Origin of the sequence: uncultured Anaerovibrio sp., assembly GCA_902786545.1 — a bacterium.
Taxonomy (GTDB): Bacteria; Bacillota; Negativicutes; order Selenomonadales; family Selenomonadaceae; genus Anaerovibrio.
This window is the reverse complement of record CADACU010000056.1, coordinates 1-10333: the sequence shown is the minus strand read 5'-3', so window position 1 is coordinate 10333 and position 10333 is coordinate 1. Positions and strand designations below refer to the sequence as shown.

Below are 10333 nucleotides of genomic sequence, written 5' to 3'. Positions count from 1 at the left end.
CTGTAACCCTGATTGATGTCACGCTGTTTTCCTGCAAATAAAAAAGATGTGGAAAAGATTACTCAATTTCCACATCTTTGTAAAATTACTCAGCAGTAAATGGCAACAAAGCGATGTTACGAGCGCGCTTAATAGCAACGGTAACCTGACGCTGATGCTTTGCGCAGTTGCCAGAAATACGGCGAGGCAAAATCTTACCACGCTCGGTGATATAACGACGCAACTTGCCTGCATCCTTATAATCAATCTGATCTACTTTATCTACGCAGAAACTGCAAACCTTCTTACGAGGTCTTCTGCTTCTATCACGCTTAATCAAGTATATTCCCTCCTATCAAAATGGAATATCGTCATCTGATACCTGGCTGCCGCCAAAACCACCGGTTGATGGTGCGGACTCTACCGGGGTAAAGCTACCGCCGGAACTTTCCCGTTGCTGCTTGGAACCCATAAACTCAATCTCGTTGGCAACCACTTCGGTCACATAACGCTTGGTTCCATCCTGACCCTCATAGGATCTCACCTGCATACGGCCTTCTACCAGTATCTGACTTCCCTTTACGAGGTTATTGCCACAAATCTCAGCCAGCTTTTCCCAGGCTACTATCGGAATAAAATCGGCCGTCTGCTGCTGATCACCAGCATTACGATTAAAGCGGCGATTTACAGCCAGGTTAAATGAAGCAACGGCCTTGCCAGAAGTTGTGTATCTCATTTCCGGATCCCGTGCCAATCTGCCGGCCAGTATAACCTTATTCATGGACTACCTCCCGAAACTATTACTCTTCTACACGAACGATCATGTGCTTGAGAAGATCGTCGTTGATCTTCATAACACGGTCAACCTCAGCTACACAAGCAGGCTCTGCGGTAACATTCAGCAGAACATAGTAGCCTTCAGCACTGTCCTTAATCTCGTAAGCAAGACGCTTCTTGCCCCAACGATCTTCGGAATCTACAGTACCGCCATTCTTTGCAACCAGCTTGATGAACTTTTCAACAACAGCGTTAGTTGCATCTTCCTCCATTGGTTTAACAATGAATATGACTTCGTACTTTCTCACGAAATCACCTCCCTCTTTGGTCTTTGGCTCCTTACTTCCATAAGGAGCAGAGAAAGTTATCAAACAAAATTTGAAACTATCTTTGTCCTTGTGACTAAAAAATTATACCATCGAAAAAACATTAGTGCAAGAAATATTTTAAACAAAAAAGCACTGCCAAAGCAGTGCTCAATAATTCAATGGCAGGGGTAGCAGGACTCGAACCTACGAATGCTGGATTCAGAATCCAGTGCCTTACCAACTTGGCGATACCCCTATCGTCATTTTGACAAGCGATATTATACTAAACCATATTATGATTTATACTAAACCATATTATGATTGTCAACACTTATTTTATGTTTGGCAACTGCCAATTTATGGGCTCCTGACCTACAGATTTCAAAAATTCATTGGCCCGCGAAAACGGTCTGCTGCCAAAAAAACCCCGATAAGCTGATAAAGGGCTCGGATGAGGCGACTCAATAATACAATGCTTCGGATTGGTAATCATCGCCTTTTTCCGCCGGGCCGGACTGCCCCACAAAATAAACACCATTGGCTTTTCCCGCTGGTTTAGCAGAGAAATTATTTTATCAGTAAATATTTCCCAGCCTTTTCCCTGATGAGAATTCGCCCGATGTGCCTGTACTGTCAGTACAGCATTCAACAGCAATACACCTTGTCTGGCCCAAGGCTCCAGACAGCCATTATCAGGCATCGTACATCCCAAATCCGTTTCCAGTTCCTTGAAAATATTTATCAAGGAAGGTGGTGGCGGAACATTTGGCAACACAGAAAAGCTCAAGCCATGGGCTTGTCCCGGCTCATGATAAGGGTCCTGGCCCAATATAACCACCTTAGTATCAGCGTAGCTGGTGTAATGCATAGCATTAAAAATAGAATACATATCGGGAAAAATCTGACGGCTGCGGTATTCACCGATAAGAAACTGCCGCAATTCCCGATAATAGGGCTTTTGCATTTCTTCCTGAAGATACTGCTCCCAATCATTTTTAAATATCTGCATTATAGATTTTTCCTCAAATATTCCCGCACTTCAGCCCCAGTTTCCAGTTCCATCACTTTAGCCAGATGATCCTTGGCTTCCTTCAAGGACACTGAACGGATTTTTTCCTTTACCTTTGGTATGGAAGGAGCACTCATACTAAGCTCCGTTATCCCCATGGCCATAAGAATAACTGCCGCATATGGGTCACTGGCCATTTCACCACACATCCCAACCCATTTGCCATTATTGCAACCAGCCTGAATAGTCCGCTGAATCAATTGCAATACAGCTGGATGGAAGTGGTCATATAATTTGCTTACCTGAGGATTTATCCGGTCTACCGCCAAAGTGTACTGTACCAAATCATTGGTACCAATACTAAAGAAATCCACATATTTGGCCAAAACAGGTGTCATAACAGCTGCTGCCGGAGTCTCCACCATTATCCCCACCTGAACATCCTTGGCGTATTCCTTCCCTTCAGTCTCCAACTCAGCTTTAGCCTTGTCTACCATGGCCAGGATAGACTTTACTTCGTCGACGCTGATAACCATAGGCACCATAATGGCCGCCTTGCCAAAGACGCCTGCCCGCAAAATAGCCCGCAGCTGTGGCATAAACAGCTCCGGCCGTTCCAGGCTGATGCGGACTGCCCGATAGCCAAGGAAAGGATTATCTTCTGGAGCAATATTCAGATATGGCAACGGTTTGTCACCACCTATATCCATGGTGCGAATAACACACAGCTCGCCCTTGCAGGCAAGAATTGCTTTTTTATAATTTTCATACTGAAGCTCTTCTGACGGAATTTTATCCCGGCCCATAAAAATGAATTCCGAGCGGAACAAACCTACACCCTGATTTCCATACTTTATTGCCGCTTCAGCATCATCGGGCAGACCGATGTTGGCGGTAAGCTGTACAACTTTGCCATCAGTAGTTTCCGCCGGCAAATCCCGCATAGCCTCATATCGCTTCATTTCCGCCTGTTGCTCAGCCATTTGTTTTTCATAGGAGGACAATTCATCCTGAGTTGGCTCTACAATAACCATGCCTGCATTGCCGTCCATAAGGACCTTGGCTCCGTCCGGAATATCCCCAATCCGCTCTTCCAGGCCAACTATCGTGGTTATAGCTCTTGATTTGGCAATTATAACTGCATGACAGGTAGTACTGCCCTGCCCCATGATCACACCAGCCAGCTTGTCGTCCGGGATATTGGCAATCACTGAAGGCTCAACCTCATGACCGCAAAGAATAATTGGCTCATCACCAACTTCAATCCCCTTCACACCTAAAACAAATCTGGCTACCCGTCGGCCAATATCATGCACATCCTGGGACCGCTCCCGCATATACTCATCTTCCATATTAGCCAATATTTCAGCTGTTTCATTGGCCGCAGCCAGTACTGCAGCAGGGGCATTAGCCAGTTCTCTGGCCTTGTCATTCATCATATCAGTGAACATGGGATCCATCAGCAAGAAGGAATGGGCCTCCATTATATCCGCTTGTTCGTCCTGTCCAGCCGCCCGCATTTTTTCCACGCTTTCGTCTATTTCGGCTGAAATAGCCTCAAGAGCCGCCTCCAGCTTGGCAAGTTCCTCCTCCGCTGTGCCCGGAGTATAGGATGCCACATAGCCATCCAATGACTGATCCACCTTGACAATTTTTCCGATTGATATTCCCTCTAGGGCAACATTACCCTGGATACTTACTGACATGCCAAATCCTCCCACAAGAGCTATCCTGCTGCTATTACATTAAATTCAGTGGGGGATTAAAGCTCCCACCAACTAGTCTCTTTCTTACAATTCATCCGGAAAACCAAAACCATTGGTCACCATTTCGGTTATTTTCTGTGCCACTTCAGCTTCATCAGGCCCCTCAATTTTCCAGGTAACCTCCGCATCCTGCTTGGCTCCCAGTGCCATAACTGCCATCATACTCTTGATGTTGGCACTTTTACCGTTATAACTGACTGTGACACTGGACTGAATTCCCTTGCTGAATTTTACCAGCTCCTTAGCTGGACGGGCGTGCAACCCAACCTTGTTTAAAATTTTTGTAGTTACTTCCTGCATATGGTACCTCTTTCCGCTAAATACATTTTGCATAATGCCGTATTATATAATATAATATGGACAGTATGTTGAGAACATAATTCTGCAACTATTTTTATTCGACATTTTTAAACATATCCCTGCAAAAGAGGTTTGATTTTTTAAAATTTCATCAATTTGCGCAGGATTTATCATTTGAAGTGTCGAATAAAGAAATAGTTGTGAGTGTTTATGTAACATCTCAATTGTATATATTTAGTGGTGATGTTATTTGGTATTTTTCGTTATGACAGCCGTTATTATGACTGTCGTTATTTTGGCAATATACAAGATATCAAATATGTTTCAGATGCAGCTGAAGCTGTCATCTTTGGTATTTTGTGGTGTTTTTGCCTTGCTTATCAATTTTTTGTCCATCACTGTATCACCATTTTTGGACCAATTCAGATTTGTAGTCCTTGGAGTAATGATTCTTGCGGCTACAGCTGTGGCTACTACTTACAACAGCTATATGATTCGCCGTCGGGCCAGGGCTCGTGCAGAAGGCCGGGAGCCGCTTTCCTTCCTGGAAATGCTTAAAAGCCTCTATCGCAGCTTTAAAGAGCGTCGGGAGGCCCGTAAACTGGCAGCTGAACAAGCTGCAGCATTGGTTGCCAATAACGCAATAACTGCCAATGCTGATGAAATGGCACCTGTGCCGGAAGCGGCTAGTCTGCTTGCAGATGACAACCCTGCCGAAGGTGCAGACAACCCAGTTTCTGGCGAAGCAGATGCTATTATATCCGAACAGGAACTGGCCGCTGCAGCAGATGTTTTGGAATCTGAAATCGCTGAGATGCCGGTTTCAGAGCCACAACCAGAGCCTGTTTCCGAATCAGCCTTTTTCTTCAAAAAAGACGGAGAGGAGCCTGTTGGGCCAGTTTTTGCAGAAACCCAGGAACCAGAATCCGAAGAAGCGGCTTTTGTTGCTGAGCCAGTTGAAGAAGCACCGGTTACAACAGAACCTGCTTCTGAGCCGATAGTGGAAGAGGCAACTCCGGAAACAGCTGTTGAAGCTGAGACACAATCTGCGGAAGACTCAGAAGCAAGCATTGAAACTGATGTAGTTGAGATGCCAGAACCAGATATCGAAGCTGAGGCTGAGATTGAAGGTGAGCCTGTTTCCGAGGACACTGAAGCAGTGGCTGAAGCTGAGGTTGAGCCTGTCTCCGAAGACACTGAGGCAGTGACTGAAGCTGAGGCTGAGGAAGAGCAAATTAGCGAATCCGAACCTGAAGATGTTATTGAGCCTGAGTCTGAGAATGTAACAGCTCCAGTTATTGATACCGAAGTCGATGAGAAGCTTACCGGTATGGATAACCTGGATGATATGCTGGATTATGCGTTTGAATTAAAAGATACAGCTCACTGGACAAAGGCATTGCAGGCCTATGAATATGTCCTTGACAAATATCCTGACGATGCCTGTGCACCGATGCTGGTAATTGAAATAAGCAATATGCAGAAGGATAATGGTCATTATCAGGAAGCCATCAAATCCTTCAAAAAAGCCCTGTCCATTCCGACAGTGGCCGAAAGCTCTGATATGGTGACAGAATTTGAGGACAGTATCCTCTACCTGGAAACGGTTTATTCCGTTATTCAGGAAGAAAATCTGGGTGAAATCCCATTCTATGATATTCCGCAGGAATATATGTCAAAAATCGAGTCTATCTACAACAACAGAAAGTCTCGTTGAATTTGATAAATTTTTAGGAGGAATTTTCCATGAAAAAAAGTGTTGAGATTATTGGCTTGCCAGTAATCAGTATTACCGAAGGCCGTGAGCTGGGTATGAGCAAGAGCCTGCTCATCGATGCCAAGAACGGTGCCATTGCCGCCATCATTATCGAGGATGAAGACTGGTACAGAGGTGTAAAGCTCTTACCGTATTCCTCTGTAGTAGCTATCGGTGCTGACGCCGTAACTGTTGTCAACAGCGAAACCATTCTCACCCTTGAGGATGCCGGTGACTATGAGACCATGATGGATGAAAATGTAAAGGTTATCGGTACAAAGGCTATTACCAAATCAGGTACTATCCAGGGTAATGTAGTCGAAATCTATGTCGGCGAAGGCGGCAAGATTGAAAAGTGCGAAATTGAATCTCCAGATGGCAGCCTGTCTGAAATCACTTCTGATCAGATTTCCATTTTTGGTAAGCAGGTTACTATCATCGATTCTGATGTAGACGGGGAAAAAAAAACTGAAAATTTAACTGATGCAGCTCCAGCACCAGCAGATGAACCTGCCGAAGAAACGGTTGTTGAAGAAACTGCTGATAGCGTTGAGGAGGACGCCTCTGAGTCAGAAGCTGAAGCCACTGCAGAAACCGCCGAGGAAGTTCCGGAGCCAGAGGCTGTAGTCGAGGAAGAACCAGCTGAAGAGGAGGTTGCCGAAGCAGAAGAGGCAGCAACAGAGGATGAACCTGCCGAAGACAATCAGGAAGAAGCCGCTGCTGAACAGGAGGATGAGGAACCTGCTGAAGAAGAGACAGAGCCTGAGCCAGCTGCTGAGGAGCATCAGCCAGATTCACTCCAGCAGGCAGCTGACAGTGCTACTGTGGACAGACAGCGTCGCTTCATTATCAATAAGAAGGCACGGCGCACTTTGACTTCTCCTACTGGGGTGGTTATCGTAAACGAGGGTGACACAATCACTGATGAAGTTATCCAACGAGCCAAACTTTCCGGTATGTTTGTGCAGCTTACCCTGAATGTTCAGTAATCTTATCAAAATCAAAAGCGTTGGCTATATGCCAACGCTTTTTTATTCCTTGATACTACTCCTCTACCAGTTTACCAACCACAAAAAAAGTGCCAGTGGCTTTGCAGAGCAGTTCGCCATCCTCATTTATCATATCGGTTTCGCACACCATCGTCCTGGAACCATTATGAATTACTCGCCCAGTGGCTTTTATTTCCGTTCCCAAAGGTGCTCCCTTGATAAAGTTCATATCAAATGACAAGGTAACAACTTTTTTGTTACAGGATAAACAGGCGGCTCCCATAGCTGTATCCGCCAGACTCATCAAAGCTCCGCCGTGGGACAGTTCATAAAAATTGGTATGAAACTTCTCTATATCCATCCCTAGAACTACCTGACCTGCCTTTACCTCATCTATAGATATTTTCAAGAGCTCCACATAAGGGTTTTGTTTATAGAACTCCTGCAAAACATCTGTTATTTTCTTCAATACAGTATTCGACATAGTTACACCTCATTGATTAAATTTCATTCTATATTTCACTATGATATAATTTAGTTGTATCACAAGGGCTATTATATCGCAATTGTTCATATTTTTCTTCCCCAAAGAAGAAAAATATTCACTTTAAAATATGACAGGAGCCATTTATATGCTTAGTAATATTTCCAGAAGAGCTTTTTTACGGTTATCTCTGGCCAGTGTATTCTCTACCATATTGGGCAAATTTACCTCGGCCAGTGCAGGTGCCGTCAGTGATGATATTTTGTATCCCCGGCAGCTCATCACCGAAAACAGCAATTATTCCCGCACCATTATGTGGCATTCCAAAAACATTCACAAAAAATTTGATGTGGTACTGAAATCCGGTACAGGCGAAGAAACTATTCATATGGCCAAATGCCATTTTTTTACGGATGACGGAGAGAAAATATTTGTTTATCGGGTACATCTGGATAATCTCCAGCCCAATACTCAGTATGTCTACCAAATACGACAGGATGATACCGTTACACCTTGGTATCAGTTAAAAACCAGCGGAAATCATTCCATAAAAGCACTGATTTTTCCAGATTCCCAGTGTTCCGATGGCTATGTAACCTGGAGGGATATTGCCACCAACGGTTTCAAGGCCAATCCTGGTACCAATCTTTTTATCAACATGGGGGACCTGGTGGATAATGGTGAAGCCGGATACCAATGGCGTCAATGGTTTAATGCCATTGCTTCCTTTATGCCAGAGCGTATTTTTGCACCTGTTATGGGAAACCATGAAACCTATAATATAAACTGGAAATGTCGGTTGCCAAAAGCCTATCTTAATTATTTTTCTTTACCAAACAATCTCAGCAAAAAATTTCCAGGCTATTATTATTCCTTTGATTACGGACCAGTGCATTTTATTTCCCTAAACACTCAATTTGAGGAAATAGACCCTATACGCTCCGGACTGGTATCGGAGCAACTGGAATGGCTAAAGAGAGATATTGCAAACTCTGGTATGCCTTGGAAGGTCGTTCTTATGCACAAGGATGTAATAAACTATGATAATTTGGACAGCAATGAACCATTGGCAGATATTGATGTTGTGGGAAAAACCTTTATGCCCGTATTTGATGAGCTGAAAATCGATCTAGTGTTAACAGCTCATCAACACACTTATCGCCGACATGACCACATATTTAATTTTGAACCATCTGATAAGGGTCCAATATACATTGATACAGGCGTAGCCGGCAATTGCTATTACGATGTACCGCGTACCAAGCGCTTTGACAAAGTAATGCTCCCTCAACCGGAACGAGGCAACTATCTTGTTTTAGAGGGTAACGAGTCCAGCTTGACAGTACAATGTTTCCTCCCTAACGGAAAAATGATGGATATGTGTATATTAAATAATAAAAAATAATAAATTGTCTAACCAACATTTAGTCCTATTTTCCTATAAATTTTTCTAATAAAATTTTAATTTTTCTGCTTGACAGTGCTATAAGCAAGCCGTATAATGTATACATCAAGGTCAAGAGGTGGCCTCGTCGTTTTGTAGCACTTATATTTTGATTACGGCGAACGTCACAAGACCTTAAATGAGGCGGAGTGGATTCCGCCTTTTTTTCTTTTCAAAATAATTGTCAAACAATTCAAAACAATAAATTATTGCATCAAAAAATAGCAGATGTTATACACTCGTGGTGTAAACTTCTGCTATTTTAATTTTCTGATTATTTTTGCGTATTTTCAGCCAACAGCTGCTCAGCTTCAGTCAAAGAAGCCCTCACATCGCTGTTATCAGGCATTTGGCCAACCACCTGCCTGAGCTCAGATACGGCCTGTTCATAATTTCCCAATGCAGCCATAAGACAGCCATGATTATACAAAGCCAATGAATGATCCGCCTTGCCGGCCAAAATTTTCTCATATACTTCCGCGGCCTGCTGGTTTTCACCCATTATAGCCAGCAGATAGGCTTTACCCATCAACGCCTGATACTTCTTTGGGCGAAGCTCCAGCGCTTTATCATAGGCAGCCAACGCTTCCTCATTTTTACCCCATTCCCGCAGTATATCGCCCCAATGAATGAATGCCACTACATCTCGGTTATCCAATTCAGTCAGCTTGGCACAGGCTTTGGTCGCTACCTTGTAGTTACCGGCCTGACGGGCTGTCAAATACACCCGTTGCCAAGCCGAAGCGTCATTAGGCTTGGACTCAGCCTCCTGCAAATCAAGCTTCAGCTGACTGGTTTCATAATTTTCATTTTGGGCCTGGCGCCACAGCTTCAGAATTTCCTGACCATAAGTCGTTCCCGGTACAGCCCAACGCCCATTCAGATCAGGCCAGTATACTGCCACACCATGATATTGTGGATAATGCTCCACCAGATAATCAAACCGTGGATCAATTATCTCCTGCTTCGGTTTTTTCTTGGAACCATAAGCAATAAGGTGCTGAATATGGGCCCGCACCCCCCGCTGGGGGGTCAAAAAGCTATTTCCCGGTGCCTTGTTTCCGGTAGCCCCCAAACCACAATAGTTATTCTGATTATAATTCACATCATTGCCATAGCGAAAGAAATCCGTTTCCTTCAAAGCCTGACACAGAGCCACATCCGGCCGTATTCCCTCAATATCGCCTTCGGTGTAGTAATACCCCACCAATTCTTCCAAAGAGCAATTTAACTTTGGCTCCGGGCTACGGGACCGAATGAATTTAACCATCTGTTCCTGACTCACAGTGGCTGGTCCAAACAAGGTCACCGCATCAAGGGCTGACATTTTTTCCCATGTAATAACTGGACGATAACTGCTAAGGCCCTTTGCTCCGGCATACGATCCATGAAGACCGAGAAGCATTACCATTGTCATTGTCATTATAACGCCATTGTTCAAATTTTTCTTCTTTAAGAAGAAAAATCTTCCAATTAGCGTTTCAACGAGCTGGGAGATATGCTCGCCAGCTGTTAAAGTTT

Annotated in this window: 11 protein-coding genes and 1 tRNA gene; 3 read left to right on the top strand and 9 right to left on the bottom strand. The window is 44.1% G+C overall.

Annotated features, from left to right (window positions below):
- Positions 1–85: 85 nt before the first annotated feature.
- From rpsR to QZV24_RS09345, 7 genes are all read right to left on the bottom strand, one after another.
- On the bottom strand, positions 86–319 hold the full coding sequence (gene rpsR / locus QZV24_RS09375; protein ID WP_290655588.1) for a 30S ribosomal protein S18: 234 nt from the start codon (positions 317–319) through the stop codon (positions 86–88).
- A 15-nt stretch (positions 320–334) separates the two neighbouring features.
- A complete protein-coding gene (gene ssb, locus QZV24_RS09370; protein WP_294523208.1) occupies positions 335–760 on the bottom strand; it encodes a single-stranded DNA-binding protein in 426 nt (141 codons plus the stop codon).
- 19 nt (positions 761–779) lie between these two features.
- On the bottom strand, positions 780–1064 hold the full coding sequence (gene rpsF / locus QZV24_RS09365) for a 30S ribosomal protein S6 (protein WP_290655584.1): 285 nt from the start codon (positions 1062–1064) through the stop codon (positions 780–782).
- A gap of 180 nt (positions 1065–1244) precedes the next feature.
- Positions 1245–1320 (bottom strand) — tRNA-Gln (locus tag QZV24_RS09360).
- A gap of 75 nt (positions 1321–1395) precedes the next feature.
- Complete coding sequence (locus QZV24_RS09355; RefSeq protein ID WP_294523206.1) at positions 1396–2073, bottom strand: uracil-DNA glycosylase; 678 nt, start codon at positions 2071–2073, stop codon at positions 1396–1398.
- Positions 2073–3779, bottom strand: coding sequence for a phosphoenolpyruvate--protein phosphotransferase (ptsP, locus tag QZV24_RS09350; RefSeq protein WP_294523203.1), 1707 nt, complete (start codon positions 3777–3779; stop codon positions 2073–2075). Before ptsP ends, QZV24_RS09355 begins: the two co-directional genes overlap by 1 nt.
- 84 nt (positions 3780–3863) lie before the next feature.
- Positions 3864–4139 carry an HPr family phosphocarrier protein gene (locus QZV24_RS09345; RefSeq protein ID WP_294523201.1) on the bottom strand — a complete coding sequence of 92 codons (276 nt, stop codon included), beginning with the start codon at positions 4137–4139 and terminating at the stop codon, positions 3864–3866.
- Positions 4140–4389: 250 nt separating this feature from the next.
- Between QZV24_RS09345 and QZV24_RS09340 the strand changes: the two genes are divergently transcribed.
- Positions 4390–5856, top strand: coding sequence for a tol-pal system YbgF family protein (locus QZV24_RS09340; protein ID WP_294523200.1), 1467 nt, complete (start codon positions 4390–4392; stop codon positions 5854–5856).
- Between the two features lie 29 nt (positions 5857–5885).
- Positions 5886–6884, top strand: a complete 999-nt coding sequence (locus QZV24_RS09335; protein WP_294523198.1) for a PRC-barrel domain-containing protein — start codon at positions 5886–5888, stop codon at positions 6882–6884.
- Positions 6885–6939: 55 nt separating this feature from the next.
- Here QZV24_RS09335 and QZV24_RS09330 read toward each other — a convergent pair whose 3' ends face one another.
- Positions 6940–7368, bottom strand: a complete 429-nt coding sequence (locus QZV24_RS09330) for a PaaI family thioesterase (protein ID WP_294523196.1) — start codon at positions 7366–7368, stop codon at positions 6940–6942.
- Between the two features lie 148 nt (positions 7369–7516).
- On the opposite strand from QZV24_RS09330, the gene QZV24_RS09325 reads away from it, so the two are divergent.
- On the top strand, positions 7517–8773 hold the full coding sequence (locus tag QZV24_RS09325) for a metallophosphoesterase family protein (RefSeq protein ID WP_294523194.1): 1257 nt from the start codon (positions 7517–7519) through the stop codon (positions 8771–8773).
- A gap of 313 nt (positions 8774–9086) precedes the next feature.
- Here QZV24_RS09325 and QZV24_RS09320 read toward each other — a convergent pair.
- The coding region (locus QZV24_RS09320) for a glucosaminidase domain-containing protein (RefSeq protein WP_363138167.1) at positions 9087–10333 on the bottom strand (1247 nt) is incomplete at its 5' end.

Coding starts and splice junctions, on each gene's coding strand:
- ssb (WP_294523208.1), bottom strand. CDS start 760: ATGAATAAGGTTATACTGGCCGGCAGATTGGCACGGGATCCGGAAATG.
- QZV24_RS09355 (WP_294523206.1), bottom strand. CDS start 2,073: ATGCAGATATTTAAAAATGATTGGGAGCAGTATCTTCAGGAAGAAATG.
- ptsP (WP_294523203.1), bottom strand. CDS start 3,779: ATGTCAGTAAGTATCCAGGGTAATGTTGCCCTAGAGGGAATATCAATC.
- QZV24_RS09345 (WP_294523201.1), bottom strand. CDS start 4,139: ATGCAGGAAGTAACTACAAAAATTTTAAACAAGGTTGGGTTGCACGCC.
- QZV24_RS09335 (WP_294523198.1), top strand. CDS start 5,886: ATGAAAAAAAGTGTTGAGATTATTGGCTTGCCAGTAATCAGTATTACC.
- QZV24_RS09330 (WP_294523196.1), bottom strand. CDS start 7,368: ATGTCGAATACTGTATTGAAGAAAATAACAGATGTTTTGCAGGAGTTC.
- QZV24_RS09325 (WP_294523194.1), top strand. CDS start 7,517: ATGCTTAGTAATATTTCCAGAAGAGCTTTTTTACGGTTATCTCTGGCC.